We start from the raw sequence: 26,998 nt of genomic DNA, 5'->3' as shown, positions 1-26,998 counted from the left end.
AGCAGCATAGGCTTCGGTATAATGCGCTAAATTTATCAAGGGTATCGTCATGAGTATTAAATCAGACAAGTGGATCTGCCGCATGAGCGAAGAGCATGGCATGATTGAACCATTTGAACCGAACCAGATTAAACAGGTAAACGGTGAAAAAATCATATCCTATGGCACTTCAAGCTATGGCTACGATATCCGCTGCGCCCGTGAATTCAAGATTTTTACCAACATTAACAGCACCATTGTTGACCCGAAAAATTTTGATACGCGCAATTTTGTTACCGTTGAGGATGATTTCTGCATTATTCCGCCCAATTCATTTGCTCTGGCTCGTACAGTGGAATACTTCCGTATTCCGCGCAATGTGCTCACTGTGTGTCTGGGTAAATCCACTTATGCGCGTTGTGGCATCATCGTCAACGTTACGCCGTTTGAGCCGGAGTGGGAAGGCTATGTCACTCTGGAGTTTTCCAACACCACGCCGCTGCCAGCTAAAATTTATGCCAACGAAGGTGTAGCGCAAGTGTTGTTTTTTGAAAGTGACGAAGAGTGCGCTACTTCTTATAAAGACCGTGCCGGCAAATATATGGGACAAACCGGTGTGACTTTGCCGAAGGCCTGATAGGCGAATTTAAAAAAGGACGCAGATGCGTCCTTTTTTATTGGATTATCGTTTAAAAGCAAAATAAACTGCGCCGAGAATGAATGCAAAGCTGATCAGGTAATTTAGGCGGAATTCATCTTTTAGATACAGTATTGCAAACAGTGTAAATACTACTAGTGTAACAACCTCTTGGATAATCTTTAGCTGAAAAGGTTTAATACCCCATTGTGCGCCAAGATGATTCGCGGGCACTGCTAGACAATATTCAAACAGGGCAATACCCCAGCTGATAAGAATAATTTGCCACAGCGGAAAAATGTTATTGCTTGGCTTAATGTGCCAGTACCATGCTGTTGTCATCACTAGATTGGAAGCAGTCAGCAGACCGATAACGATTAAATAATGCATAGTAGTGTAGGTGGATCATCCAAAACGATTTAAGACATTAACTGTAATATAATATGAATTTAGCTGATTTGCAGAAAAGAATAGCAATTTCACTCAGAGTAATCTCGATTGGAATAATGGATTAGTAACTTTTTTGTTGTTGAGTAAAAAAGTAGCAGCTACCCAATTGCTGAGTTATCGGAATAGGTTTTATTCTGATTTAATGTGCAACTGGGTTTTTGCTAAGAGATTGGTATAAATAAAGCGGTTTATAAAAATAGATTAAAATCGAGAAATTAAAAACACTAAAATTTATGCTATTGAGTTAAATTTGTTTCTCGTTTTAGTTACAGTGTTATTGTGCTGATAACTGCCATAGGGAAGTAATTTCGCGGTTGCGTGCATTGGCCAGTGGGAGATGGTGTTGGTGAGCTTTTGGATGTGTTGGTTGAATATCGGTTTTGTGTATCACTTTTAAGCCGGCTGATTGTATCCACTGCGGTAATGCTTCTGTAGGTCGTAAACCCAGATGTTCAGCAATATCGGACATGATCAGCCATACCTGTCCATTCGAATTCAAGTGGTTGAGTGCCTGACTGAGAAAGGATTGCAGCATTTGGTGTGCCGGGTCGTAAAGGGCAGTTTCAATATCGCTGCTTGCTTTGGCAGGTAGCCATGGCGGGTTGCAAATAATGAGGTCGGCGCGGCCATCTGGAAATAGGCTGGTGTTTTGGATGTGAATCTGTCCAGCTAATCCGAGGCGTTGAATGTTGGCTTGTGCGCATGCTATGGCGCGTGGGTTGTTATCGGTGGCAGTTATATGAGCTATACCGCGCTGTGCCAGTATGGCAGCCAGTACGCCACTGCCAGTTCCAATATCCCATGCGCTGTGGCAGGGTTCGGGCAGTTGGGCTTCGGCTACTAGTTGCAGATATTCGCCACGTACAGGTGAAAATACGCCATAGGGAACATGGATTTTCTGCCCGTTGAGTGCGGGTATGCGGACACCTGTTTTATGCCATTCATGTGCGCCAATGTAGCCGAGAAGCAAATGAAGGGGGAGAAGCAAGTTGGTGTGGTTGGGGCTGCCATATACATCGGTGATCGCGCCTGCAACGTTGGGTGCACGATTATTGGATATTTGTCCGTCTGGTTGAATTTCTATAAGTAGCTGCTGAAACAGGCGGCTGTGTTGTGCCTGTTGCAGACGGTGTTTGTGAAAATCGTTGTGCGTGCGTGCTTTGCTATGTACGCGTTTTTTGATTGCTGCCAGTAACTGTTTGCCTTGGTGGTAATCACCCCGCCAAAGCAGTGCGATATTCTGGCGCATCTGTTGCAAAGCTTGTTCTGCACTGATTTGGCTGATTGTCTGAATTTGGGTGGGTGCCGGATGGCGGCTGTCACCGCCCCACATGGCTTGCATGCTCTGACCGTGTTCTGTCCAATGTATGGTTTGGTTCATGTTGATTCTGTGCTTAAAAGTCTATTATAAGAAAATGCTAGGTTAAATGGTGTGTTCTGAGAGCTTTAAACTTTGCTTTGCTGGGTAAAACAAAACTGCCTGAATCGATATGGGATTCAGGCAGTTTTTTCATGATATGTAGGGGATATCAGCGATTGTCCATTACGGCCAACAAAATTTGGATTAGGCTGGTAAAAATGTTGTAAATGGAAATAAACAGGGTTAGGGCTGCACTGGTGGGGCTATCTTCACCGCCGGCAATGACGGCACGGATTTGCCACATGATAACTAGTGAGCTGAAGATAACAAAACCAGCTGCTATGGTTAATCCAAGTGCAGGTATGTTCATAAACATATTGACAATCATGCCGATGATAAGGACAACTGCACCTACAGTCAGAAACTGGGCAATGCCATTCATGCTTGATTTAGAACGGTGTGCGATGGCGGCCATAGTGAAAAATACCCCTGCGGTCATCAGGGCAGCCATGCCAACAATTTGTCCGCCGATACTAGAGGCTAGAGCAAATTGTAAGATAGGGCTAAGGAAAAATCCGAAGCCGAAGGTGAATACCATCAGTAAACCAATACCCAAGTTGTTGTAACGGTTTTTTTCTATGGCAAACATGAGGCCGTAGGCAAAGATGAAAAAGGCGACGACAGATAGCCAAGAATTGCTAAACAATGCATAGAAATTGACATATGTTCCAGCGTAAGCACCAGCTGCGCAAGGCAGGAATGAGAGGCCAAGTAGAGCATAGGCTTTGCGCAGCACTACGGTTTGTGGGTTTTCACTAGCTTGTCCAAGCTGAGTGAAATCATAGCTGTTGCGTGGTTGCATGTGTGTAATTCTCCGTGATTTTGTGGGTAAATAATTTCTCAGGTTGATTATATTGTAACAATTGTTGGCATATATGCACAATGTGGTTGCATTGTAAGTAGTAAAGTTGAATTTTTTAATTTTGAAGTAAATTATCTTGCTTATGATATTGTGTTGATTTGCTGAATTTCAATGGTTTTTGGGATATTTGATAAAAAATACGTTGAAGATTTAAGCTATATCGGCCAGTTTATGTGTCTGCAAGCTGAGCAGCCATTTATTGTCGTGACGATGTTGGTTGAGCTGACCTAATGCTCGCAAAGTGGTAAGCATGTTGAAGCGACCGTTTTGTTCGCAGGGTGAGAGGAAGTAATGTCTGGCCTGTATGTGTTGTTCGATTTTTAGACAGAATGCTAAAAATTCGGGATGGTCTTCTACGACGATGCGTACTTCATCAGCCTGATTCTGAGCTGGAGACGGATAGTGCTGGCGGTAGTGAAATTTGGGACTTAGTGAGATGTAGTCTATTTGAGGGTCTATCTTTCCCAGTCCGTTGCTTTCTATGGCAAGGTAATAGCCTAATTGTTTGAGCTGCTGTAAGAGCAGGGGTAGTTTTTTGTTGATAGTGGGTTCACCGCCGGTGATGATAATGTTTTTGCTCTGATACTGTTGGACGGTGTTGAGGATTTGTTGTAGAGACATGCTTTGATAATGCATGTAGTCGGTATCGCACCATGGGCATCTGAGATTGCAGGCGGCCAGACGGATGAAAATGGCGGGCATGCCAGTGTTGTAGCCTTCGCCTTGTAGTGATTCGAAAATTTCGACAATGTTGAATTGAGTCATGTCTGGCTTTGCTGATACTCGCAATAGGATGTGGGCGTTTCCCACAGGGTGATTTTGGATACGGGTAGTTTGTCGCAGAGCTGATTGAAGATGAAGCGGCTCATGCCTTCGGCAGTGGTGCGGCAGGGAAAGGCGAATACTTTGCGCTGCATCTGTTGTAGCAGGGCGGCTATTTTGCATTCGTTGCTATTGCTGGCATCATACAGGTAGGCGTGATCTAGCTGGCTGATGATGCTTTGGTTGATAATGGTTTTAATGTCGGCAAAGTCCATTACCATTTCTTTGCTGGAGCCGTGTGGCCGGAGCTGGTCACTGATTTCGACTATCAGCCGGTATGTGTGGCCATGGAGATTGTGACATTTGCCTTTATGTCCATCTAGCATATGACAGGCATCGAATTGGAATTCTTTGGCGATTTTGTACATATTGCTTCTGCTTCAGCGGCTGTTTGAAAGACTAAAACCGTAATGAGCAGAAAATATGGCTGGATTCAGCTGAGACATGTGAATTGAGGCTCCTAGTTTTTTTGCGTGGGATGGATTGCGAACCACGTGGTTATTCTGTTGTTAATAACACTATATGCAGATTGATGATGCTTTGCTTCTATATGAATATATATTTTAATGGAAACGGGTGGGGTTTAACAAGGGTAACTTTGGGGTGAGATGGGTGTCAGTGCCGGCCTGAGCGCCATATAGACCAGATGACCCACAGGCTGTTACTGAATGCGAGCAGATAGCCAATCAGGCCGAAAAAAGACAAGCCGAAGATTTTTGGACCGGCGTTGATGTTCATTACGATGGAAGAACCGATAATCAGTGCCGCGGTAACGATCCCCATGGTTAGCCGGTTGGCTACTTTGTCTAGCTGGTTGTTGAATTTGTCGATATGCTGAATATTGATGCTGACGGGAAGTTGGCCATGCTGAATGCGCTTATTTAGTTGCAACAGGTTTTGAGGCAGGCTGTTTATGAGTTGTGAGAGTAGGTGCAGCTGCATTTTGCTGTGACGCCAGAATGTGCGGGTGTTGAAACGCTGGCGTAATACGTTGTGAATGGAGTTCTGGGCATGGCTAAGAAGTTCGAAATCACCGTCTATCTGTTTGATGACGCCATCAAGCGTAATTAAGCATTTGAATAAAATTACCAGGTCGGCCGGCAATGTGAGGCCGTGTTCGCGGATGATGTAGGTGATATCATTGATAATCTGGCTAATGCTGATATCGCCGCTGCTGAGCTGTTCATAGTTGAGCAGCATTTCGAATACGTCGCTGCCGAGCTGATTTTCGTTAAGTGGTTCGCCCTGTGCCCAGTTGGAGAGAATATATTGTAAAGCAAACTGGTCGCGTTCCAGCAGAGCTTGAATAAGGGAGATGATTTCCTGATGGCGCTGCTGGCTTAGGCGGCCTATAAGGCCAAAGTCTATTAGGGTGATACGGCCATCGTTTCGCACTAAGATGTTACCGGGGTGGGGGTCTGCATGAAACAGGCCGTGCTGTAATATCATGTCGAGTAGAATATCAACCAGTGCGGCAGCAAGCTTGCGTCGCTGTTCTTTGCTCCAGCTGCTGAGAGCAAGATTTTTAAGTAAAGTATCGTCAATATATTCTTGTACCAGTATTTGACGGTTAGAATACGCCGCATAAGTTTGCGGTATATGGATTTGCTGTTGGTGGTTGTAAAGACGGGCAAAATGTTGCATATTGCGACGTTCAGCAGTGAGATCTGTTTCTTTTTCAAGTGAGCGGGCAAAGTATTGCACCATTTGTACCGGATAGTAGCGTCTGGATTCAGGTATTTCTGATTCCAGTAGCTGAGCTATGTGGTTAAGAATACGCAGATCGGCGGCTACGGTGGATTCTATTCCCGGTCGTTTCACTTTGATGGCGACCTGCTCGCTGCTGCTGAGTGTGGCTCGGTGAACCTGTGCGATGGATGCGCTGCCGATGGGCTGAGCTGCTATGTGGCTGAAGATGCTTTCCAGTGGCTGGTTGAGCTGAGCCTGAATGATGTTTTTGATTTCTATGATGGGAAGAGGATGGGTATTGTTTTGGAGTTGAGCAAATTCCTCCGTCCATTCTTCTCCGAAAACATCTGTACGGGTGGCGAGTATTTGTCCGAGTTTGATGAATGTGGGCCCCAGCTCTTCAAAGGCAAGGCGCACGCGCCGCGGTGTACTGAGATAGCCCTGCTGAGCCGATGGGTCGGTATGTTTGTACCGGCGTATCGGCAGTTTGATACGAACAAGAAATTCACCCAGACCGTGTTTGGCCAAAATGGTAAGAATTTCACGCATACGAGTCCAGTCGCTAATGCGGGATGAGCTGGGTGAAAACATATGATTATGTCCCGAACAAAGTCTGCTTACAGGATAGCAGAATTGTTTGATGAACAGATGGAATAATGTTGGCATGAAGTGGATAAAAAAATTAATGAAAACGGCAACGGTATGCCTATGCGCCGGTTTCATTTTGGTGCCGCCGGTGATGGCGGCGCCTGACGAGGGACTGGATAATGCTGCACTGGAGCGTCTGATTCGTGACAGAACAGCAGCACCAGCCGTACGTACGGGTGATGATGCCAGTGACCTGATTATGAATGCGATGGGGTTGCTTGGGGTGGCCTATCACTTTGGTGGTAATTCACCCACCAGTGGGCTGGATTGCAGTGGATTTATGCAATATATTTTCCGCCGCAGTATGGGCGTGACGCTGCCGCGTAGCTCGCGCCAGATGGCTACGGTGGGTGAAGTGGTAAGTCGTGCTGCACTGCAACCGGGTGATCTGGTTTTTTTCAGCCCTAGCGGTGGTGGGATTTCGCACGTGGGTATGTATATTGGTAATGGTAGAATGATTCACGCGCCTCGTACGGGCAAGAATATCGAAATTACCAGTATTGAGCAGGGGTACTGGTCTAAAGCTTTTGTAACGGCGCGCAGGGTGAAACATTGATGAAACCTTTACCTCCGATGCCCAGATGGGTGGATGATGCCGGTAATGTGGTCTCTTGCACGGAAAAAATTAAAGTGATGCAGCAGAATATGCAAGAAATCTATGAGCTGGCACAGGAAGCCTTTGAAGATGGATTGCTGATGGGTTGTCAGGAAAAGCAGCTGCGTGCTTATCTGGCTGAATTGATGGCTACATTGGATAATCCCTATCAGAAATAAGTTTAGCTGTATCTGAACTTTGCTGGCAGCTAAATACAGGATTACGATTTATTCCGTTGTAGCGGCGTGTTTTGTGCAGCTTCAGTGTGCGGTAATTACATGGTAATGGGCGATGTAATGTACCATTACATATGTATGCTCTTGCCGATATTTTGCAGTAGCTGCTCAGGCAGGTGTCTGGATTGCATGTTTTCAATGTAAGCTGACAAAAAAACAATGCCCGTCCTTAAGACGGGCATTGTTGTTTATACCGGAGTGTTATCAGAACAGGTTGTCTAATGGTTTGCCATTGGCACTGTTGTTGGATGATTTGGGTTTAGGTGCAGGAGCTGGTGCGGCTGGAGTTTCCGGATTGTTGTCTCTGTTGGTAGCAGCAGGTGCATTGGTGGGTACCAGTGGCTGTAATTCTTCGTTGTCCGCATTGGCTTTTGGCTTAGTGCTATTTTTTATAGGTGTGGCCGGAGTCTGCGGAGCTGAGGCGCTGTCATTGTTATCACTGTCAGAAGCAGTGGTGACAGTAGCATTGGGAATAAATACCGGTGATTGCGTGGTATTGTTGTTTCCGGGAGCACCATTGGGTGTAAGAATTTCAAAACTAGCCTGTGAGGCATAGCCGGCTGTATCTGGTGCATTGTTCAGCACCTGCCAAGCGTGAAAAACAAACCAGACAACAAAAATAGCCAGAATCAGAAACAGGCTGAGAAGGATTTTAGTGAAGGTGCTTAGGCCAGCTTTAACCGCGTTTTTTTTGTTTTTGCTTTCGGGTGCGGTGGGTTTTGTGCTCATGATGTGGTAATCCTTTAAGGGATATCGTCGGGTGTAAGGCAGTTATTATACGCAAAATTGTGTTTACGCTAATCAGATACTTTACTTTTTAGTTGCTGCAACCGGCCGTTTGTGAGCATTTGATTGCAGCAGCTGGACGCTTATCAGGAATTGGCTGCTGTGGTAGTGGGGGTGTTTTCAAAGGTCTGATATAGAGTAACCACTTTTTGCACGCCAGAGGTGGTGCTGATGGCTGCGGTGACAGCCTGCTGTTCTGCTGGTGTCAGAATACCCATAACGTAGGTAACACCGTTAAAGGTAACAACCTTGACGTGATTTGGTGAAACGCCTTTGGTATTGAACAGGTTGGAACGGACTTTTGATGTAATCCATGTGTCGTCCGTCACATGGCTCAATTTACGGTTCTGACTGGCGATGTCTATGTAGTTGTAAACTTTCTGTGCAGCAGGCTGAGCACGGGCTACGCGTTCCACGAGATTTTTGTCATTTTCGTTGGCTACTAGTCCGAGTAGCAGGATTTGCCGATTGTAGCTGATAACGGATATGGTTGGCTGGAATTTGCTTTCCTGTGCTTGGCTGTTGAGATAGGAAATGGCGCCATCGTGAATGCGTACTTCCATTATTTTGTCATCGGTCTGAGCGCCGGTAGTGCGCCGATCGGTGACTGACAGGGTGCCAACGGCAGCTCCGCCTACCAGAACAGCCGGACATCCGGTGAGGGTGGTGGTCAGACACAGCCCCAATGCCAGGGCAGACAAGTATTTTTTCATGAGTTACACCTGTAATATGTATTGATGCTGTTTATAAACCACCGAGCAATAATTGGTCAATCTGTGCACACAGGGCATGAATGGTAACCTGATGTGCTTCAAGTACGCGCAGGGGATGGTCTCCAGGGACGTTTAGCCACAGATCATCATCGCGTAGTAAGGCGGCTACTTCGCCACCACTGCCGCCGGTAATGGCCAGTACACGCATATCGCGTTCGTGGGCAGTTTTGATTGCACTGACGAGATTTAGGCTCTGGCCATCGGCAGAGAGTACGCACAGCATATCGTGCTGTTTGCCGAGCGCATGAATCTGTTTAGCAAAGACATCTTTGGGTTCGCTATCTGTTAGCGTGCTGATTACGGAAGGATTGGTACAGAGAGATAAGGCAGCCAGAGCCATGCGATCCTGTTGCAGGCGGGTAACCATATAAGCGGCCAGTGTGTTGGCCAGAGAAGCATAGGCGCCATTGCCGGCTATCAGCAGTTTGCCATCGCTCATCAGAGCCATGAGAATGCCATGAGCCACTTCGGCAATGGGTTCTGCCAATAAATCAGCGCATTCGTTTAGTAGCTGGGCGCTATCGACAAAGTGTTGATGGGCGGAAATGGGTTCTGTCATATAAGTTTATGTGTCAATTAATATGAATTTGCGCTTTGTGTTTTGAGCCGATAAGGCAGCCGGATAATGTGCCCGTTGTTCGGTTAAATAGTATTTCTAGTGGTGGTTAGGTATTTCTGGTTGGTGCTTGAATACGAATGCAATGTGACATCGTGGTATAGTATTCATTTAAGGCTGAGTGCTGCCGGTATTCTGCCTTGACACTTAAATGATCACTTAACCAGATTACGGATTGATAAATGCAAGTCCATTACCAGAAAGCTGTTGCCAGCATTGTACCGCAAACCCTTTATGTAGTGGCTACTCCAATTGGTAATCTGGCTGATCTAAGCTTTCATGCTCTGGCTGTGTTGTCGCGAGCTGATTTGATTTGTGCCGAAGATACGCGGGTAACTCAGCAATTGCTGCGGGCTTATGGTATTTCGGGCAGGCTGATTAGTGTGCGTGAGCAGAATGAGCAAAGTATGGCGCAGCGGGTGATTGATGCACTGGCAGCAGGAGAAGTTGTGGCACAGGTTTCGGATGCCGGTACACCGGCGATTTGTGACCCCGGTGCCCGTTTAGTTACGCGGGTGCGAGAAGCTGGATTTATGGTATCACCTGTGGCTGGTCCTAGCGCGGTGATGGCTGCTTTAAGCGTGGCTGGAGTGACGGAATCTGATTTTTATTTTGCAGGTTTTGTGCCGGCCAAAAGTGGCGAACGTCAGCAGCGTTTAAAGGAGTGGCAAAAAGCAGTTTGTCCGGTGGTGATGTTTGAAACTCCGCACCGGATTATGGATACGCTGGCACAGATGGCTGTGTTGTATCCTCTGCGTAGTATGCTTTTGGCGCGTGAAATTAGTAAAACTCATGAAACTTATATAACGGGTACGGTGGCGCATATCCAGACGGTTTTACAGACGGATGCTAATCAGAAACGTGGCGAGATGGTATTGGTGCTGCATCCGGCCGAAGTTGAAAAGCAGGCTGATTTGTCTGCTGAGGCAATCCGTGTGATGCAGATTTTGGTGCAGGAACTGCCTACCAAGCAAGCCGCCGCTTTGGCTGCGGAAATCAGTGGTGAGAGTAAAAAAGCACTGTATGACTGGGCAATTGCTGAGAAAAACAGCCTGAATAATACATAATTATTAGGACATGTTAAAATAGTTTAACCTTGATGCTATTTTACACAATGCTGGGCATTGTTTATGATAATGTCTGAATTGGCTGTTGCCGCCGCTATCGCGCTGGCACCCCCTGAACATTGCAATGATTTAAGGTAAACCGTTATGTTGAAAAAAAACGTAATTCGTTCCAGCTGGTGTTTGCTGGTGCTGGCATTAGGTGCCTGTACTATTTTCAAACAACCGGCAGCACCGACAGAAACGGGCAGCAGTAACGCCGGTACTGCTGCTACCACTGCCGACAATCCTTATGGTGCCCCGCCTTATACACCACCGACAGATACGCCTCCGGCTTATACGCCCAATGCTGGCGCCACAGCCACTGGTTATGTAGGCAATTATTCACCGGTTGATATCAATGCTGCTACGCATACGGTACAGCGTGGTGACACGGTATACAATATTTCAAAACGTTATCAGATTACGCAGGATAATTTGCGTGCCTGGAATAATCTGGCTGATAACAATATTCGTCTGGGGCAGGTGCTGCGGGTGAAGCCGGCTGGGTATGTTGCACCGGCCGGAAGCAAAAATACCACCACTACGGTAACGACGCCGGTAAGCACAGCGAATGTGACAACGACCACCAGTACGACTACGACGACTACACCATCTAGCTCTACTACTGTCTCAACAAGTAAAACCGTAAGCACTGGTGGTGTGCGCAGCGTAAGCGGTATTGAATGGCAGCGTCCGACTGCCGGTAATATTCTGCAAAGCTTCGGCGGAAGCAGTAAGGGAATCGATTATGGTGGCAATGCTGGCCAGCCAATTATGGCCGCCGCTTCCGGTAAGGTGGTGTATGCCGGTAATGGTTTGCGCGGCTATGGTAATCTGATTATTGTGCAGCATAATCAAACCTATCTGACTGCCTATGGCAATAACCAAAGTATTATGGTGAAAGAAGGCCAGCAGGTGAAACGTGGTCAGCAGATTGCCACGATGGGTAGCACCGATGCTAAGCGTACCCAGCTGCATTTTGAATTACGTGAGAATGGTCAGCCGCAGGACCCAAGCCGCTATATCCCAATGTAAGCAATTAAGTCCAATCAGCAGATTGGCACTGAAAAGCATCTGTTTTCTGAATTTGGTAAACAGATGCTTTTTTATCTTTGTTAATTTGAAATTTTACATCTATTTTTTGCGAATAACTAAAGGTATCCGTGGCTATTTGTGTATATTACAGTACCGGTATATTTGTTTTTAAAATTTCAGAATAATCACTATATATATTGACAGTTTTAATATAAAAACAATAGGATGAAGAATGATAACTGCCTTGTTGTCTGACAATTATGTGTCAAACAGACGGGCAGTTATTTCTTTTTATTTGTGATGGCTAATAAAAAGTTTCAGAAATGATTTAGGCATTGGATGGATTTAAGAACTGGCTGGCGAACTGGATGTCAGCAAAAAAACTCAAAGCCGCGATAAAGCTATGCTGTACAGTTTTTGCCGGTATCGTCTCGCCATTCAGTTCGAGATCACGTGTGGCACAGGCGTCGGCAATTAGAATAGGTTGAAAATTAATTTCTGCTGCTTGGCGGGTAGTGGAATCTATGCAGATATGGGTCATCATTCCGCAGATAACCAATTGTTCTACTGCCTGCTTTTGTAGCTGCGTTAGTAGATCGGTTTGTACAAAGCTGTTGGGGAAATTTTTGCGGATAATCCATTCTGTCTGAGTGGAGATGGGCAGTAGCTGTGGATGAAGCTCTATTCCATGGCTATCCGGCAGGAAAAAAGTTGCATTATTACGAATATTGATATGTTGAATATAGAATATTGGTAGCTGCAGCCGGCGAAACTGTTGGCGCAATCTGAGTATATTTTCCAATGCCATTTGTGGCTGATGCAATGCCATTTTTCCTTGGGGGAAATAATCATTTTGCACATCGATGATAAGGAGTGCTTGTTTCATATATGTTTTCATGTTTGTTGTGAGGCTTCTATTATCTGTAATTAGCATGCAATACTGAACGGGTATATGAAAGCAGTAGGCAGGATTTATTTTCAGGATGAAAATATGGATAAAAAAGACCGGGCAATTGTGGATTTGTTGAAAATCAATAGCCGGATGTCATGGAAAGAAGTTGGGGAAAAAGTATTTCTGAGTGGTCAGGCAGTGGGGCTAAGGGTACAGAGCCTGCTTGATAGAGGCGTGATTGAGCGGTTCACGGTGTCAGAATATTATGAGTCAGAACAGTTTATTACGATTTATATGAACGGCAGCCGGTTTGAGGAATTTGAAAATATGGTCAGTTGCTTTGCTGCGGTAGAGGCTCTGCACAAAATTACAGGGGACGGCTGTTATTTTATCCATACTCGTTTTGCTGCTGCAGAACTGGAGCAGTTTTTGCAGCAGGTGGCGTTGTATGCCCGATATAAAGTTAGTCACAATCTACGCAGAATTAAATGAGTGCAGGTTTTAAATCTGGTGGCAGGCAGCCAGTATGCTGTTTTCGCTCAGACAATGCATACGGGCAAAATCGATGCTGTTTTGTAGCAGTCCTTTATCTTCTTCACATTGTGCTTCTGTTTCGATAATCAACATCTGTTGCGGCCGGCCGGCATGCAAACTCATACGCATTTGTGCCTGAGTAAAGGGAAGGTTGTGCTTTTGTGCAAACATACGGGCGCGGCTATTGGCCGTTTTCAGCATGGGGATTAAGGTGATATCCAGGTGAAAAATGCGCACGCCCATTACCAGGATACGGGCAGCAAACCAGTCTGCTTCTTCACTGATAATGTCTGGTGTAGGTTGATCAGAACTGAGCCGCTGTGCGGCTATTAACATGGCTACCATCCGCAGCTGTGGAATCAGTGCTTCACTAAGCATATACGGGCTTTGAAATTGTGGCTGAAGCTGTAACAGGTCGCTTCGGTGCTGATTGCCATCTACAATCATATACCAGCGCTGAAGTTGTGGTACAGGTGCTTCAGTGTGCTGCATTCGTTTCTGCGGTAATACCGGCATTTTATTCTCCAATAGTTGTTGATTCATTGTTATTGCCTTAGTGTACGAGGCGTTTATGGTATAAAAAAACCGCCTCGGATTGGCCGGGCGGTTCACTTTGTTTTTGCTTATGTTTTTTTAAATAAACGCAAAAAGGCACCGCACCGAGGTGTGGTACCAATAATAAGCAAAAGAGAAAGTGTGTTTGGTTTTCATTTTTATACAGTAAAACATTCAATGAGTGGTGTCAATAATTATTTTCTTCGCCCCAACGCGCTATCAGCCGGTGCGGAATCTGCAACTGATCCAGAATACGTGCTACCACAAAATCTACCATATCTGCTACGCTTTGCGGATGCTGATAGAAAGCCGATACCGGTGGTAGGATACAGACGCCTAGGCGTGCGAGTTTAAGCATATTTTCCAGATGAATGGCTGAAAGCGGAGTTTCTCGCGGTACGATAATCAGTGGTCGCTGTTCTTTGATGCAAACATCGGCTGCGCGTTCGAGCAAATGATCTGAGGTACCGGCAGCAATGGCGGCAACACAGCCCATGCTTGCCGGACAGATGATCATGGCATCTGCGGGATTAGAACCGGAGGCGGGTGGAGCAAACCATTCATCACGGCCAAATGCGGTGAGTTGAGATGGGTCGACCCTGAATTCACTACATAAAGCTGCGGTACATTGCTTGGCGTTGGTAGGTAGATGCCAATTGATTTCCTGCTGTGCCACTATCTGTGCAGCTTGTGAGTACAATAACCAGACTTTGATATTTGCTTGCAAAAGGCAGGCCAGTAGTCTTTTGGCATAAGGCATGCCTGAAGCGCCGGTTAAGGCGAGAGTAACGGTTTTTATGGGTCGGGCTGCTGAAAAAATCATGATAAGACTGGTGTGTGGCAAGATATGGCTGTTATTATAGCCACTTTGCTTTCGATATTACATTTGTTATGCAGGTGTTTTATGCATTGGCAAAGATTAATCAATTAATCATTATGTTATGCCCATGAAGTTAATAAAACTGGGCAGATTCAGTAAACCTGCTGCCTGTTGGCGGGGAAAAATTATGTCTGGGTTCAGTTTGGCATAGAACCTCTAGGCATCCAGTGGAAAATCAAACATGTTGTGGAAGAATTTATTATGGTGGCCTTGTCTATGTGCCAGCATGTTGGTGGGGTGTGCTCAGGTCACACCTTATGCGCAAGAAGAGCGCGAATGTGATTCAGAGGCTATGGCCAAAGCTTTATTGCAGGCTGACCAGCCCATAGGCAGTAAAGGTTTTCGTTGTGCGGTAGTCACAAAAGATGTCACGGTGCTGAAACCGGAACGTAGTACTCCGCCGGAAGTGAGCCTGAATATTGACCGGCCTGCTATCGAAGTCAGCAAGTGTTTGCACGATAAGTTGCAGTCTCGCTTTAATCTTCCACGTGAATTTTATCGAATAAGCAGTTATCCGAATGGTAGCCAGACGCTGGCGCTGGTTAATCCATTTACCGGTAAAGAAGGATTGCAGATAGATGTGGTTAAAGCGGGTATGGCGCAGAGTACGGTTAATTTATATGCAAATGGTATGACGTTGTCGCAGGCATGGCGGAAATTCCCTGAGCTTTGTCGTTAGCCGTGGAAAATTTCTGCCTCGGCGGCCGGCAATACAAAACCCCTCAGAAATGAGGGGTTTTGTATTGAGCAAATAGTGGCTAATGGTTTATTTGCCTGCTTTGAGATTTTGCCATAAGCGCAATTCGTATTTCAGAGTATCGGATTTGGCCGGTAAAACGAGATAGCTGTTGGCCAGCACTTCATCTGATGGGAAGATGCTGCTGTCTTCGCGATATTCTTTTTTCATCAGTTGTTTTGCTGGCAGGCTGGCGGGTGCATAGGTGACATGGTTGCCATTGCGGGCAGCAATCTGGGGTTCGAGAACCCAGTTTAGATAGCGGTAAGCATTTTTCAAGTTGGCGGCATCTTTGGGAATGGCCAGAGTATCCACCCATAGAGATACGCCTTGTTCAGGAACTAAAACTTGAATATCTTTTTTACCGGTGGCTTCTAGCCGACGACGTTTGGCGATATTTAAATCGCCACCAAAGCCGATGGCCACGCAGACATCTCCTCGAGCTAGATCGTCGATGTAGCCTGAAGAAGAGTAGCGCAGCACGTTGCTGCGGTTGGCTTTGATGAGATTGGCAGCCATGTCTATATCGTCTTTGCTTTGGCTGTTGGGATCTTTACCTGCATAGTGCAGTGCCAGCGGAATCATTTCTACAGGGCTGTCCATGTAGCTGATGCCGCAGCTTTTTAGTTTGTCTGTATATTTCGGATTGAAAACCAGATCCCAGCTATTTTCTGGCATTGGGGTGTCACCCAGTGCGGCATTGACTTTCTCAATGTTGATGGCGATGGTATTCATACCCCAGTAATTGGGGACAGCATATTGGTTGCCCGGATCGACATCTTTTAATAAATCAAGTAATTTCGGGTTAATGTTTTTCCAGTTGGGTATCAGACTCTTGTCTAGCGGCTGATAAGCGCCAGCTTTAATCTGTCGGCCGACAAAGGAGTTGGACGGTCCAACGATGTCGTAGCCAGACTGTCCGGTTAGGATTTTGCTTTCTAGTGTTTCGTCGCTGTCATAATAGTTGTAGGTAACTTTTATGCCGTATTTCTTTTCAAATTCACTGATGGTTTTTGGGTCCACATAATCAGACCAATTGTAGATTTTCAGTGTTTTAGTTTCGTTCAATGTGCCGGTGCTGCTGGCCGCTACGGCAGAAGCCGGCTTGGTGCCGCTATTTTCATGAGAACCGCTGCAGGCGGCCAGTATGCATAAAATCAAACTGGATAAACTCAGGCTGGCTGTGTTTTTCATGTTTGTCCTTTTCAAAGATGCGCCTGTTTTAGGCTGGCATGGTGATGGGGTATGATCACCTTGTAACTTCATATTCTGTGTGCTTAGGGCTAACTATACCGTAATCGGGTAGGGGTGTTGTCGGATTTGTCATTTTGGCATGGTTTTTAGCCAGTTCTGGTATGCTTATGCGTAAAACTGCGGTAAGATAAGCACATGATTTTAACAAGGGCGGTAGTTGGGATAGTTTATCCAGTGTCCTGTTTTTAATATCCATATTCAGGCAGTCTGTGTGTATACAGACTGCCTGAATACGATTAATCGCCCGCTCAACTGAAACTACCATGAAAACAGCAGATTTACGTTCTAATTTTCTTAAATTTTTTGCCAGTAAGGGGCATCAGGTGGTGCCGTCTTCTTCGCTGGTTCCACCTCAGGATGATAAAACCCTGTTGTTTACCAACGCAGGCATGAATCAGTTTAAAGATGTGTTTCTGGGTTTTGACAAGCGTCCGTACAGTCGCGCAACCACGGCACAGAAATGTGTACGCGCCGGTGGTAAGCACAACGATCTGGAAAATGTAGGCTACACTGCGCGTCATCATACGTTTTTTGAAATGCTAGGCAATTTCAGCTTTGGTGATTATTTCAAACATGATGCGCTACATTTTGCTTGGGAATTCCTGACGAGTAAGGATTGGCTTAATCTGCCAAAGGAAAAGCTGCTGGCTACCGTTTATGCAGATGATGATGAAGCCTATAATATTTGGTTGAATGAAATCGGCCTACCGGCAGAAAAAATTATTCGCATTGGCGACAATAAAGGTGCGCGCTATGCTTCGGATAATTTCTGGCAGATGGGTGATACTGGCCCTTGTGGTCCATGCTCAGAAATTTTTTACGACCATGGTGAACATATTTGGGGAGGCCCTCCGGGTAGCCCTGAGGAAGATGGTGACCGTTTTATCGAAATCTGGAACTGTGTGTTTATGCAGTATAACCGCGATGAAAACGGCAATATGAATCCGCTGCCAAAACCTTCGGTCGATACCGGTATGGGACTAGAGCGCGTGTCTGCGGTATTGCAGCAGGTGCACAGTAATTATGAAATCGATTTGTTTGTGCATTTACTGCATGCTGTAGCTCGTGTGGTTGGCGTGCCTTACAGTCAGGAAGTACCCAGCCTGAAGGTGATTGCCGACCATATCCGCTCTTGTGCCTTTTTGATTGCTGATGGTGTACTGCCGAGCAATGAAGGACGTGGCTATGTATTGCGGCGCATTATTCGCCGCGCGGTACGCCATGGCTACAAACTGGGCTGTAAACAGGCGTTTTTCCATTTGCTGGTAGCTGATCTGGTGCAGGAAATGGGTGCGTCCTATCCAGAACTGGTAGAAAAACAGGCACAAATCAGCGAGGTGCTGAAACAAGAAGAAAGCCGTTTTGCGCAGACGCTAGAAACGGGTATGGCCTTATTGGAAAATGCTTTGCAGGATGGTGGTAATACGCTTGCCGGTGAAGTGATTTTCAAGCTGTATGATACTTATGGATTCCCTTATGATTTAACTGCTGATATTGCCCGTGAACGCAATATTAGTCTGGACGAAGCAGGGTTTGAGCGCGAAATGGCTGCTCAGCGTGCGCGTGCGCGTGCGGCGCAGAATTTCAAAGCCAATACCCAGTTGGCTTATGATGGAGCAGATACTGAATTCACTGGTTATCATGAGCGTCAGAATGAAAGCACGATTTTGGCTTTGTATAAAGACGGTGAGGCAGTTGAACAGTTGCACGCAGGTGAAACTGGTGCCGTGGTGATTGATTTCACGCCATTTTATGCCGAATCTGGTGGTCAGACAGGTGATATGGGCTATATTTTTGCTGGTGAAAACCGTTTTCAAGTAGATGACACGCAGAAAATTAAGGCAAAAGTGTTTAGTCAGTTTGGAGAAATGGTTTCTGGCAGCCTGAAAGTTGGCGATGCGGTTACTGCTCAGGTAGATAGTACTTTGCGTGAAGCGAGTATGCGTAACCACAGTGCGACTCATCTGATGCATCGTGCCCTGCGTGAAGTGCTGGGTACGCATGTTGAGCAGAAAGGCTCGCTAGTGAATGCAGAGCGTACACGCTTTGATTTCTCACATACGCAGCCGGTAACCATCGCCCAATTGGCAGAAGTGGAACGCCGTGTAAATCAGGCTATTGTGGCCAATGTGCCAGTGTGTGCTCAGAATATGAGTTTTGATGATGCCATTGCCGCTGGTGCCATGGCGCTATTTGGTGAGAAATACGGTGATGAAGTGCGTGTATTGAGCATGGGTGAATTTTCTACCGAGCTGTGTGGTGGTACTCATGTGGCACGTACCGGTGATATCGGCCTGTTCAAGATAGTATCTGAGAGTGGTATTGCCGCCGGTGTACGTCGCATTGAGGCGGTAACCGGCTTGAATGCGCTACAGTATGTACAACAGCAGGAAGATTTGCTGAAAGCCGCAGTAGTGGAGGTGAAGGCTCAGACTGCTGAAGACCTAGTGCCTAAACTGCAAAGCATGCACAGCCAAATGAAACAGCTGGAAAAAGCACTGAGCGAAGCCAGAACAGAGCTAGCCAAACACGCGGGCAGTGCGCTGCTGGCACAGGCTCAGGCTGTGGGCACTGCGCGGCTAATACTGAACCAGATCGATGCTGACAGTAGTGCGTTGCGCGATATCGCTGCTGATTTGGTTTCACAAGGTGAGAATATTGTGGTGGTTTTGGCTGCTGTAAATGATGGTAAAATTGCCGTTACTGCAGGTGTATCGAAAGCCCTGAGTAAAACAGTTAAAGCAGGAGAGCTGGTTAATTATGTGGCTGCGCAGGTTGGTGGAAAAGGCGGTGGCCGTCCTGATTTGGCACAGGCAGGTGGCCATGATGTGGCAGCGTTGCCGAAGGCACTGGCCAGTGTAACTGACTGGTTAGCTGCTAAAGCAGTGTAGAGATATTTCGCAGATGAAAACAGCAAACGGTTTATGGAAGATAATTACATAAGCCGTTTTTTTTGCTTACCAATAGGAGAATGAAAAATGCAGAGGTATGTTAAAGCTTGTCTGGCTGCGTGGATGCTGATGGTATCGGTGTGTACGTTTGCCGCTACGCAAGAACAGCTGGCGCAACAGCAATTGCAGCAGAATGTGGATGCGGTGTTGTCGGTAGCACGTGACAAAAGTCTGAATGAGCAGCAGCGAATCAGTCAGATTGAGCGCTATGCGGATCAGTATTTGGATTACGAGCGTATATCAGCTTTGGCAGTAGGGTTGCCGTGGCGGCAATTTACTGCGCAGCAGCGGCAGGATTTCAGCGCGGCTTTCAAGAATATGATTGTACGAATTTACGCACATTCTGCTTTGATGGGTGCCAGCAATGCAACGGTAAAAGTCCTGCCCAAAGTGGTGAATCAGGGTAATAACAAACTGGAAACCTTCACTGAGATTGTCAGTGCCAGTGATAAACATTATACCGTGGGTTATCAAATGTATTATTCTAATGGGGTATTTAAGATTTATAATTTCCGTGTGAACGGCACTAGTTTAGTGACGGTCTACCGTAATCAGTTTGATCAGTTAATTCAGCAGCAGGGTATTGATGCAACGATTGCTCAACTTCGGGAAAAGGGGCTGGGAAAGGTGCAGATGAAGAAGTAAAGATATATTTGTTGAAAAAATGGTGGCGAATAATGTATTCGTCACCGTTTTTTTTATTCTATAATGGCCGGTTTTTAATTTTGCCGTAAATAAACAAAATAATACAGGCGAAGATAATCGAAGCGATTAAACCGGCTTTTTCTCCTGCATGATACCAGCCAAAAGCCTGACCAACATATCCAGCGAGTAAGGAACCACCAATACCCAGTAGTGTGGTAACGATCCAGCCAATTTGTTGTTTGCCTGGATAAATCAATTTGGCAATTACGCCAATAATGAAACCTACTACAATTGTCCAGATTAAGCCCATGTTGTACTCCCTGAAAATAAGGAAACTTTATCTTAATCCTTGAAACTTATGAGATGTTCGTTATTGATGTAAAATCACTAATTGAAATGCTTATTTTAAATAAATACGTGTTATCAGTATGTTATGTTTTGGGTGGTAAGGCGGTTTTTTTGGTATGAGAATGATATTTTAGTTTATGTTCGATAATGCATCGAAATAAGAAACGTGAATGAATATCAAAAAGCAAATATTGATAATATGGACGAAAAAAAAGCATAACTGAAAAGTTATGCTTTTTGATTATTACTCACTATTTAGTGATTACCAGCATAGGTATTAACAGTGCGGTATGGAGTGTTTTCGGGAGTTGAATCAGAAACATGAGTATTCTGGCCATTTTGAGCAGTGGATTCTGCAAAATTGCGCACATCGGTAGTGTCATTCTGAGAATTAGCCAAAGCAAAACCAGCAGTCATTGTTAAAGATGCAGCCAATAAAGCAGTAGAAACTAATTTTTTCATTTTGTTTCCTTTCAAATTTTATTATCAAGATACCTTAAATCTTAAAAGCAAAGTGTAAACTTTGCTTTTTCAATGAGGCTATATTAATACTTTATTGGTATTTTGATAATATCTGATTAGTTAAAGCTGGTTTTCCTGTAAGGAAATCCATGTTGATGTTTATATCATTAGAAAACAGATTAAAACATCATTTTATCGATATTAAATTAGCCTTATTTGAGTATAAATATTCTATAGTATCTAAGCAATAACTAGATATTAAGAATTTAATAATGTTGTTTATTTTCCATAAACGGGTAATCTATTGCAAATTTTCTGTACTTTTTCAGCCACCTCTGAAATTACCTGCTGATTATCTGCGTTGTCCAGTACGTCGGCAATCAAATGACCTAGCTCGCGGGTATCGGCTTCAGTAAAGCCGCGGGTGGTAATGGCGGCGGTACCTAGACGAATACCTGAGGTGACAAACGGTTTTTCTGGGTCGTTGGGAATGGCATTTTTGTTCACAGTGATGTGAGCCTGTCCCAACACTGCTTCGGCAGTTTTTCCGGTCAGTTTTTTCGGCTGTAAGTCCACCAGAAATACATGGCTTTCTGTGCGGCCGGATACGATGCGCAAACCACGTTCAATCAGGGTTTCTGCCAGTACCTTGGCATTGGCTTTAATCTGACGGGCATACTGTTTGAATTCTGGCTGCAAAGCTTCTTTGAATGCCACGGCTTTGGCGGCAATCACATGCATCAGTGGGCCGCCTTGCAGGCATGGGAAAATAGCAGAATTAAGCGCTTTGGCATGTTCTTCGCTGCGGCACATAATCACACCACCGCGTGGGCCGCGCAGGGTTTTATGGGTAGTGGTAGTGACAAAATCGGCAAACGGTACTGGATTTGGGTATTCTCCGCCGGCTACCAGACCAGCGTAGTGTGCCATATCCACAAACAGATAGGCGCCAACTTTATCGGCAATGGCACGGAAACGTGCCCAGTCGATTTCCAGTGCATAGGCAGAAGCGCCAGCGACAATCATTTTCGGTTTGTGCTCAAGAGCCAGTTGTTCTACTTGTGCGTAATCGAGGATTTCGTTTTCATCCAGGCCATAGGTAATGGCATTATATAAGCGTCCGGAAATGTTGACGCTGGCGCCATGAGTGAGGTGGCCGCCATGAGCCAGTGACATGCCCAGAATGGTGTCACCTGGTTGCAGCACACTGGCGTACACTGCCTGATTGGCTTGTGAACCGGAGTGTGGTTGCACATTAACATAGGTAGCGCCAAATAGTTGTTTGAGGCGGTCTATGGCCAGCTGTTCCACTTCGTCTACGTATTCACAACCGCCATAGTAGCGTTTGCCTGGATAGCCTTCGGCATATTTGTTGGTTAGCTGGCTGCCCTGAGCTTCCATTACAGCGCAGCTAACATAGTTTTCTGAGGCAATTAATTCCACATGATCTTGCTGGCGCTGGTCTTCGCGGGCAATGGCTGCGGCTAGCTGTGGGTCGAATTTTTCGATGGTTAACGCTTTGGAAAACATGGCGGTCTTTCCTTTTATGAAAGTAGAGAAATAAAGAGAGTGCTGTATGCAGCTAATGAGATTGAGTCGCGCTTATTTTAACTGATAGTGATGGCTGTGTGGCTGAATTTGATGCCTTGCCATGATGAAGGGAATTCATACAATGCGAATGTTTTGCAGTCAGGGTCAGACTGTGGGAAAAATTATTGTACAAAATGCTGTGCAGATGTAGTACTTAATACTGCCGAGTATAGGATACGAAACTATTAGTTGGCTGATGGTGCGTGTTGATTAAATAAACAAACAGCCCTGAATGATTCAGGGCTGTTTGGATACGGTATATGATGAATTACATTTTCATAGAACCGGTTTTTAGGAAATGTTCGTGCCAGCTTAAGGCTTCCGTCAGGATGTGTGGCGTATGAATACCTTTTGCGGTCTGCAATGCACGATCATAATAATCTTGCAACTGGTCGCGATAATCAGGATGTGCACATTTTTCGATAACCACTTTTGCACGCTGCCGTGGAGCCAGTCCGCGTAGGTCGGCCAGACCTTGTTCGGTAACAATAATCTGTGTATCGTGCTCGGTGTGGTCAACATGCGATACCATCGGCACGATGCAGGAGATTTTGTCATCCTTAGCAGTAGATGGGGTAACGAAGAAGTTTAGGAAGCTGTTGCGAGCAAAGTCGCCGGAGCCGCCGATACCATTCATCATGCTGGTACCCATTACGTGCGTAGAGTTGATATTGCCGTAAATGTCCGCTTCAATCATGGAATTCATGGCAATAATGCCTAAGCGGCGTACCAGTTCAGGATGATTGGAAATTTCCTGCGGACGCAGAATAATGCGTTCACGGTAAAAATCAATATTGTCGGCAAAGTCTTTGAATGCTTTGGCAGACAGAGAGATGGCTGTAGCGGAGGCGGTGGCCATTTTACCTGCGCGCAGCAAGTCTAGCATGCCATCCTGTAATACTTCAGTATAGCCGAAAAGATTTTCAAACGGACCGGTTAACAGACCAGCCAATACAGCATTGGCCACATTACCTACGCCGGACTGAATTGGCAGCATTTCTTTCGGTAAGCGTCCCATTTTGATTTCCTGAGACAGGAAGTCTACGATGTATGCGGCAATCTGTTTGGATTTGTCATCGGGTTCGCTGAATACATTGTCGCGGTCTGGAGCATTGGATTCTACAATGGCTACCACTTTGTTTAGATCGACTTTCATGTATTTTTCACCGATGCGGTCGTCTGCACGGGTCATGTTGATTGGAGTGCGATGAGGCGGAATGGCATTGCTCACCGGGATGTCGTGCATGCCTTCCATCTGTACCGGCAGACCAGTATTCACTTCCAGAATCACTTTATCGGCCATATCCAGCCAAGTCTGGTTGTTACCAATGGCAGTAGACGGAATCAACAAACCATCTTCGGTGATGCCCAGCACTTCGATAATAGCCACGTGCATGTGACCCAGAAAGCCAAACCAAGCTTGCTGCGCAACATGTGATAAATGCATGTCGATGAAGTTGACATCGCCATTATTGATTTCCTGCCGCATGTGGCGGTCGGTATTGAAGGGCAGGCGCTGATTAATAGCATGTGCATCAGCCAGAACGCCATCACACTCAGGTGCTGTAGACGCACCAGTCCAGACATTGATTTTGTACGGCCGGCCGGCAGCGTGTTCTGCACGAGCAAAATCGGCAATTGCCTGCGGTAATACTTTAGGGTAGCTGGCTCCGGTAAATCCGCTCATGCCAACATTGGCATCATTTTGAATCAGGGTTGCAGCCTGAGCAGCAGACATCAGACGGGAATGAAGTGAGGTATAACGGATGCGATCCTGTACGGACATCGTGTTTTCTCCTTATTAAATCAAAAATGCCTGACCCTTGCCTGGCTAGAGTGAGGCGTGAAGGATAAATGTTGTCTTTGCCGTTTATCTCTTTCGGAATGAATGAGAAGACGTAATGACGCTATCAACGGTGTGCATTTTACTGTAAATAATTGTCTTATGCTGTTTTGTCTGTGCATGGGTAAGGGGCTGTGCTGTACACATAGATAAATAATTATAGATTAATAATCAGTAAGATTAATTAATTCAGCATGTTGTGAATATGTCTATTGAGGAAGCATGCAGATGTTTACATAAATTTTTACTATTATTGCTTAAATATTCATAGCTAGAATTTTTCTGAAATGGATGATTTCAGGAAAAGAATTGCTGCATCAGATGAGCTGTCTGCTCAAAGAGTCCGGCTGGATTAAATGGGTCAAGCATATGCTGCGGATTGAGCTTGCGTAGCCATGTGAGCTGGCGTTTGGCTAGCTGGCGAGTAGCCACGATACTGCGTTCTACGAAGGTGTCGTAATCAATGATACCATTCAGATAATCAAATGCTTGCCGGTAGCCGACACAACGCATGGAGGGTAGGTCTGAGTGCAGGTCTGGGTATTGCAGACGCAATGCTTGCACTTCTTCTACAAAACCCTGTGCCAGCATGGTATGGAAGCGGGTGCCAATCTGAACGCGAAGGTGAGCACGGTCGGCTGGCAGCAGTGCCAGTGTGCATACGTCTACAGATGGTTGCTGGTTTTGCTGATTGGCCAGATGGCTACTCATCGGGATACCGGTAATATGATAGATTTCCAGTGCCCGTTCTATGCGCTGGCTATCGCCGGCAGGCAGGCGTGCAGCCGTAATTGGGTCTACTTTCTGCAATAAAGTATATAAATAATCCATGCCATGCTGTTGTTTTAGTTTTTCCAGCTCGGCACGGATATGTGGATTGGCTTCAGGCAGGCTGCTGAGCCCCTGAGTAAGGGCGTGGTAATACATCATTGTGCCACCCACCAGTAAGGGAAGGTGGCCGCGGCTGTGTATCTCTTTAGCTAAGCGTACACAGTCACTCACAAATTGGGCAGCGCTATAGCATTCCAATGGGGAAATGATATCAATCAAATGATGCGGTACTGCCTGCTGTTCTGCGGGTGTGGGTTTGGCGGTGCCGATGTTCATGTCCCGATAAATCAAAGCTGAATCCAGACTGATGATTTCTACCGGAAATTGAGCAGCCAGATTCAGAGCTAAACTGGTTTTACCGGAAGCTGTGGGTCCCAGAAGCGCAAATACTTTAGGCAAAGATGTAACCATCGCAGTAACTCTGTTTTTAAACGATTATTGTAGCTTGAACTAGCTAAATCAGCGAATGATAGTTAAATGGCAGCAGATAACTGCTATTTATGTGGCGATATCTGAAGTTGGTGGGTATTCGAAGAAAATTGTTTGTTTTTAGTCCAAAGCTATGCTGTAAATTAGGCTATATTTGCAAAATCAATGCTAATTTTTCAACAGTTTGCAAATAAAAGTGAGCATTTTATAGTTTGTATTTGAAGACAAATGCTAGTCAGCACTCAGATCAGATTTGTGTACACGCTGTTGCCAAGGTAATAATCATTTATTTTAAAATTATCAGGATTTACAGCTGATTAGCCCTTGAGTGTGATGTTGCGCCTGATTCATAAGAATTTTGCTGAAATCGGAGGATTACAATAAGGAAGTATATTAATGTATTACCCTTTATAATAAGCCATAAAAACCAAGGCAGTTGAATTCTGGGTGAGCTACTTTGTTAGGAACATGTAATTCATGAATAGCCAGTTTAACCATATCGGAATTGTGACCCGTCCGCAAACGCCGATGATGAGTGAAGTATTGAATGAACTTATTGCTTTTTTATTTGAAGCAGGGTTATCGGTGTATCTGGACGGCGAGGCACAAGCAGATAATCATATCAGTGCGGCTAATTTGCATTGCTGCCAGATCATTACCAAATGTGAAATGGGAAGACGCTGTGATTTGGTAATGGTGTTGGGCGGTGATGGCACACTGCTCTCAGTGGCTCGCAAACTGGCTCCCTATCGTGTGCCACTGATTGGTATTCATCAGGGGCACTTAGGGTTTCTAACACAGGTACCGCGTGCTCAAATGGTTAGCGAACTAACCGGCATGCTGACGGGCAAATATCTGCCAGAAGAGCGTATTCTTCTGGAAACGACGGTAGTTCGAGAAGGCAGAGACGTTTACCATTCACTGGCACTAAACGATGTGGTACTTAGCCGTGGTGCGCTGGGGCAGATGATTGAATTTGAAGTATTCATTAATAAAGAATTTGTTTACACCCAGCGTTCGGATGGTCTGATTGTGTCCACACCAACGGGTTCTACAGCGTATGCACTTGCGGCCGGCGGACCAATTCTACAGCCCACGTTGCGTGCATTCAGTTTGGTGCCTATCTGCCCGCAATCGATGTCAAACCGCCCGATTGCTGTAAGTGATACCAGTGAAATCGAAGTGTTGATTACCAAAGGCGGGGATGCGCGTGCGCATTTTGATGGGCAGGCATTTTTTGATTTGCAGACAATGGATAAAATCCGTATTAGTCGCTACCGCAATTCACTACGTATCTTACATCCAGTGAATTATCAGTATTACCGTACTCTACGCCAGAAACTGCACTGGGGTGATCAGCTGGTATGAAATGTGGCTGATAGTTTCTAATACAT

29 protein-coding genes and 1 riboswitch are annotated in these 26,998 nt (G+C 45.6%); of the genes, 10 read left to right on the top strand and 19 right to left on the bottom strand.

Annotated features, from left to right (window positions below):
• Positions 1 to 49 precede the first annotated feature (49 nt).
• Positions 50 to 616: a dCTP deaminase gene (gene dcd, locus J3U64_RS03095; RefSeq protein ID WP_100139758.1), complete on the top strand. Its 567-nt coding sequence runs from the start codon at positions 50 to 52 to the stop codon at positions 614 to 616.
• Between the two features lie 45 nt (positions 617 to 661).
• Here dcd and J3U64_RS03090 read toward each other — a convergent pair whose 3' ends face one another.
• From J3U64_RS03090 to J3U64_RS03065, 6 genes are all read right to left on the bottom strand, one after another.
• On the bottom strand, positions 662 to 1,006 hold the full coding sequence (locus J3U64_RS03090) for a DMT family protein (RefSeq protein WP_100139759.1): 345 nt from the start codon (positions 1,004 to 1,006) through the stop codon (positions 662 to 664).
• Positions 1,007 to 1,340: 334 nt separating this feature from the next.
• The gene (locus J3U64_RS03085) at positions 1,341 to 2,447 is read right to left on the bottom strand and encodes a class I SAM-dependent methyltransferase (protein ID WP_267408240.1); all 1,107 of its coding nucleotides are present in this window, start codon (positions 2,445 to 2,447) and stop codon (positions 1,341 to 1,343) included.
• 148 nt (positions 2,448 to 2,595) lie between these two features.
• Positions 2,596 to 3,288 (bottom strand): Bax inhibitor-1 family protein, encoded by a 693-nt coding sequence (locus J3U64_RS03080; RefSeq protein WP_267408239.1) that lies wholly within the window; start codon positions 3,286 to 3,288, stop codon positions 2,596 to 2,598.
• A 210-nt stretch (positions 3,289 to 3,498) separates the two neighbouring features.
• Entirely contained in the window at positions 3,499 to 4,113 is a 615-nt protein-coding gene (locus J3U64_RS03075; RefSeq protein WP_267408238.1) for a 7-carboxy-7-deazaguanine synthase QueE, read from the bottom strand.
• On the bottom strand, positions 4,110 to 4,538 hold the full coding sequence (gene queD, locus J3U64_RS03070) for a 6-carboxytetrahydropterin synthase QueD (RefSeq protein ID WP_267408237.1): 429 nt from the start codon (positions 4,536 to 4,538) through the stop codon (positions 4,110 to 4,112). The genes J3U64_RS03075 and queD overlap by 4 nt, the downstream gene beginning before the upstream one ends.
• An 86-nt stretch (positions 4,539 to 4,624) precedes the next feature.
• A riboswitch (PreQ1 riboswitch) is annotated at positions 4,625 to 4,670 on the bottom strand.
• A gap of 115 nt (positions 4,671 to 4,785) precedes the next feature.
• Positions 4,786 to 6,450: an ABC1 kinase family protein gene (locus J3U64_RS03065; protein WP_267408236.1), complete on the bottom strand. Its 1,665-nt coding sequence runs from the start codon at positions 6,448 to 6,450 to the stop codon at positions 4,786 to 4,788.
• A 49-nt stretch (positions 6,451 to 6,499) separates the two neighbouring features.
• Between J3U64_RS03065 and J3U64_RS03060 the strand changes: the two genes are divergently transcribed.
• Together J3U64_RS03060 and J3U64_RS03055 are read left to right on the top strand one after the other, a co-directional pair.
• Positions 6,500 to 7,063: a C40 family peptidase gene (locus J3U64_RS03060; RefSeq protein WP_267408235.1), complete on the top strand. Its 564-nt coding sequence runs from the start codon at positions 6,500 to 6,502 to the stop codon at positions 7,061 to 7,063.
• Positions 7,063 to 7,281, top strand: coding sequence for a hypothetical protein (locus tag J3U64_RS03055; protein WP_100139765.1), 219 nt, complete (start codon positions 7,063 to 7,065; stop codon positions 7,279 to 7,281). The genes J3U64_RS03060 and J3U64_RS03055 overlap by 1 nt, the downstream gene beginning before the upstream one ends.
• A gap of 261 nt (positions 7,282 to 7,542) precedes the next feature.
• Here J3U64_RS03055 and J3U64_RS03050 read toward each other — a convergent pair whose 3' ends face one another.
• The 3 genes from J3U64_RS03050 to J3U64_RS03040 all read right to left on the bottom strand — a co-directional run bounded on the left by J3U64_RS03050 (position 7,543) and on the right by J3U64_RS03040 (position 9,456).
• Complete coding sequence (locus J3U64_RS03050; RefSeq protein ID WP_267391277.1) at positions 7,543 to 8,067, bottom strand: hypothetical protein; 525 nt, start codon at positions 8,065 to 8,067, stop codon at positions 7,543 to 7,545.
• A gap of 143 nt (positions 8,068 to 8,210) precedes the next feature.
• Positions 8,211 to 8,837: a BON domain-containing protein gene (locus J3U64_RS03045; RefSeq protein ID WP_267408234.1), complete on the bottom strand. Its 627-nt coding sequence runs from the start codon at positions 8,835 to 8,837 to the stop codon at positions 8,211 to 8,213.
• 31 nt (positions 8,838 to 8,868) lie between these two features.
• Complete coding sequence (locus J3U64_RS03040; RefSeq protein WP_267408233.1) at positions 8,869 to 9,456, bottom strand: D-sedoheptulose-7-phosphate isomerase; 588 nt, start codon at positions 9,454 to 9,456, stop codon at positions 8,869 to 8,871.
• Between the two features lie 239 nt (positions 9,457 to 9,695).
• On the opposite strand from J3U64_RS03040, the gene rsmI reads away from it, so the two are divergent.
• Positions 9,696 to 10,580 (top strand): 16S rRNA (cytidine(1402)-2'-O)-methyltransferase, encoded by an 885-nt coding sequence (gene rsmI, locus J3U64_RS03035; RefSeq protein WP_267408232.1) that lies wholly within the window; start codon positions 9,696 to 9,698, stop codon positions 10,578 to 10,580.
• A gap of 144 nt (positions 10,581 to 10,724) precedes the next feature.
• Positions 10,725 to 11,654, top strand: a complete 930-nt coding sequence (locus J3U64_RS03030; protein ID WP_100139770.1) for a peptidoglycan DD-metalloendopeptidase family protein — start codon at positions 10,725 to 10,727, stop codon at positions 11,652 to 11,654.
• A 328-nt stretch (positions 11,655 to 11,982) separates the two neighbouring features.
• Here the strand turns inward: J3U64_RS03030 and J3U64_RS03025 are convergent, their stop codons facing one another.
• Positions 11,983 to 12,540, bottom strand: a complete 558-nt coding sequence (locus J3U64_RS03025; protein WP_267408231.1) for a cysteine hydrolase family protein — start codon at positions 12,538 to 12,540, stop codon at positions 11,983 to 11,985.
• A gap of 105 nt (positions 12,541 to 12,645) precedes the next feature.
• On the opposite strand from J3U64_RS03025, the gene J3U64_RS03020 reads away from it, so the two are divergent.
• Complete coding sequence (locus J3U64_RS03020) at positions 12,646 to 13,038, top strand: Lrp/AsnC family transcriptional regulator (protein WP_267408230.1); 393 nt, start codon at positions 12,646 to 12,648, stop codon at positions 13,036 to 13,038.
• 9 nt (positions 13,039 to 13,047) lie between these two features.
• On the opposite strand, the gene J3U64_RS03015 is transcribed toward J3U64_RS03020, so the two are convergent.
• Both J3U64_RS03015 and J3U64_RS03010 read right to left on the bottom strand, forming a co-directional pair.
• Positions 13,048 to 13,623 carry a hypothetical protein gene (locus J3U64_RS03015; RefSeq protein WP_267391271.1) on the bottom strand — a complete coding sequence of 192 codons (576 nt, stop codon included), beginning with the start codon at positions 13,621 to 13,623 and terminating at the stop codon, positions 13,048 to 13,050.
• Between the two features lie 199 nt (positions 13,624 to 13,822).
• The gene (locus J3U64_RS03010; protein ID WP_267408229.1) at positions 13,823 to 14,458 is read right to left on the bottom strand and encodes a flavin prenyltransferase UbiX; all 636 of its coding nucleotides are present in this window, start codon (positions 14,456 to 14,458) and stop codon (positions 13,823 to 13,825) included.
• Positions 14,459 to 14,696: 238 nt separating this feature from the next.
• On the opposite strand from J3U64_RS03010, the gene J3U64_RS03005 reads away from it, so the two are divergent.
• Entirely contained in the window at positions 14,697 to 15,194 is a 498-nt protein-coding gene (locus J3U64_RS03005; protein ID WP_267391269.1) for a hypothetical protein, read from the top strand.
• An 87-nt stretch (positions 15,195 to 15,281) separates the two neighbouring features.
• Here J3U64_RS03005 and J3U64_RS03000 read toward each other — a convergent pair whose 3' ends face one another.
• On the bottom strand, positions 15,282 to 16,445 hold the full coding sequence (locus J3U64_RS03000) for a polyamine ABC transporter substrate-binding protein (RefSeq protein WP_267391268.1): 1,164 nt from the start codon (positions 16,443 to 16,445) through the stop codon (positions 15,282 to 15,284).
• A 55-nt stretch (positions 16,446 to 16,500) separates the two neighbouring features.
• Entirely contained in the window at positions 16,501 to 16,770 is a 270-nt protein-coding gene (locus tag J3U64_RS02995; protein ID WP_100152267.1) for a hypothetical protein, read from the bottom strand.
• Between J3U64_RS02995 and alaS the strand changes: the two genes are divergently transcribed.
• On the top strand, positions 16,769 to 19,396 hold the full coding sequence (gene alaS, locus J3U64_RS02990) for an alanine--tRNA ligase (RefSeq protein ID WP_267408228.1): 2,628 nt from the start codon (positions 16,769 to 16,771) through the stop codon (positions 19,394 to 19,396). The two genes, J3U64_RS02995 and alaS, sit on opposite strands and share 2 nt — an antisense overlap.
• An 87-nt stretch (positions 19,397 to 19,483) precedes the next feature.
• Complete coding sequence (locus J3U64_RS02985) at positions 19,484 to 20,101, top strand: MlaC/ttg2D family ABC transporter substrate-binding protein (protein ID WP_100139778.1); 618 nt, start codon at positions 19,484 to 19,486, stop codon at positions 20,099 to 20,101.
• Positions 20,102 to 20,159: 58 nt separating this feature from the next.
• On the opposite strand, the gene J3U64_RS02980 is transcribed toward J3U64_RS02985, so the two are convergent.
• From J3U64_RS02980 to miaA, 5 genes are all read right to left on the bottom strand, one after another.
• Complete coding sequence (locus tag J3U64_RS02980) at positions 20,160 to 20,411, bottom strand: GlsB/YeaQ/YmgE family stress response membrane protein (protein WP_100139779.1); 252 nt, start codon at positions 20,409 to 20,411, stop codon at positions 20,160 to 20,162.
• 293 nt (positions 20,412 to 20,704) lie between these two features.
• Complete coding sequence (locus J3U64_RS02975; RefSeq protein ID WP_100139780.1) at positions 20,705 to 20,911, bottom strand: hypothetical protein; 207 nt, start codon at positions 20,909 to 20,911, stop codon at positions 20,705 to 20,707.
• A gap of 279 nt (positions 20,912 to 21,190) precedes the next feature.
• Positions 21,191 to 22,441: a serine hydroxymethyltransferase gene (gene glyA / locus J3U64_RS02970; RefSeq protein WP_100139781.1), complete on the bottom strand. Its 1,251-nt coding sequence runs from the start codon at positions 22,439 to 22,441 to the stop codon at positions 21,191 to 21,193.
• A gap of 328 nt (positions 22,442 to 22,769) precedes the next feature.
• The gene (locus J3U64_RS02965; RefSeq protein WP_267391265.1) at positions 22,770 to 24,287 is read right to left on the bottom strand and encodes an acetyl-CoA hydrolase/transferase family protein; all 1,518 of its coding nucleotides are present in this window, start codon (positions 24,285 to 24,287) and stop codon (positions 22,770 to 22,772) included.
• A gap of 354 nt (positions 24,288 to 24,641) precedes the next feature.
• Positions 24,642 to 25,586 (bottom strand): tRNA (adenosine(37)-N6)-dimethylallyltransferase MiaA, encoded by a 945-nt coding sequence (gene miaA, locus J3U64_RS02960; RefSeq protein ID WP_267391264.1) that lies wholly within the window; start codon positions 25,584 to 25,586, stop codon positions 24,642 to 24,644.
• Between the two features lie 495 nt (positions 25,587 to 26,081).
• Between miaA and J3U64_RS02955 the strand changes: the two genes are divergently transcribed.
• Positions 26,082 to 26,972 carry an NAD(+) kinase gene (locus tag J3U64_RS02955; protein WP_267408227.1) on the top strand — a complete coding sequence of 297 codons (891 nt, stop codon included), beginning with the start codon at positions 26,082 to 26,084 and terminating at the stop codon, positions 26,970 to 26,972.
• Positions 26,973 to 26,998: the final 26 nt, after the last annotated feature.

The organism is Snodgrassella sp. B3800, from assembly GCF_026535865.1.
GTDB lineage: Bacteria > Pseudomonadota > Gammaproteobacteria > Burkholderiales > Neisseriaceae > Snodgrassella > Snodgrassella alvi_E.
The sequence above is the reverse complement of the archived record's forward strand: the minus strand, read 5'-3'. Positions and strand labels throughout refer to the sequence as shown.